Annotated in this window: 1 protein-coding gene; it reads right to left on the bottom strand. The window is 32.6% G+C overall.

Annotation, left to right across the window (positions count from 1 at the left end; all coding sequences use genetic code 11):
• On the bottom strand, window positions 1–542 hold a 542-nt coding region (gene tyrS, locus KA878_RS13600; protein ID WP_210142205.1), incomplete at its 3' end, for a tyrosine--tRNA ligase.
• Between the last annotated feature and the right edge of the window lie 92 nt (window positions 543–634).

The raw sequence follows: 634 nt of genomic DNA, 5'->3' as shown, positions 1-634 counted from the left end.
AAGTATCCGAAATCAATGGCTTGTAAAATCATGTACGTAAACTCAGTGTATGAAATACCTGTTTCTAATCTCGTCTTAACAGAATCTTTCGCTAACATGTAGTTTACACCCACGTGTTTAGCGTAATCTCTTAAGAATGAAATTAAATCTATTTCTTTTAACCAATCTTTATTGTTAACAAGAATCGCTGAGTCTTCACCTTCAAAATCAAATATTTTATGCATTTGATTCATGATTCCTCTTACATTAGCTTCAACTTGTTCATCAGTTTGTAATTTTCTTTCTTCTGAACGACCTGATGGATCTCCAATCATACCTGTACCACCACCGACTAAGACGATTGGTGTATGACCATGGTTTTGGAAACGACGTAGTGTTAAATATGGTAATAAATGCCCAATGTGCAAACTATCAGCTGTAGGATCTGCACCACAATATATTTTAACTGACTCTCTATTTAATAAGTCTTCAATTTCTTGTTCATCTGTTTGTTGATAGATTAAACCTCTCCATTTTAAATCTTCTAATAGTGCGTTTGTCATTGTATCAACCTCCTGTATTAATTAAGATATCGCTTTGAATAAAAGTTCGAGTTAAGTAGTATGTGTTAAATTGCAACATATATAGATTTCTA

The organism is Staphylococcus sp. GDY8P57P (assembly GCF_017892585.1).
GTDB classification, from domain to species: domain Bacteria; phylum Bacillota; class Bacilli; order Staphylococcales; family Staphylococcaceae; genus Staphylococcus; species Staphylococcus borealis.
This window is presented reverse-complemented; position numbering and strand designations above follow the sequence as displayed.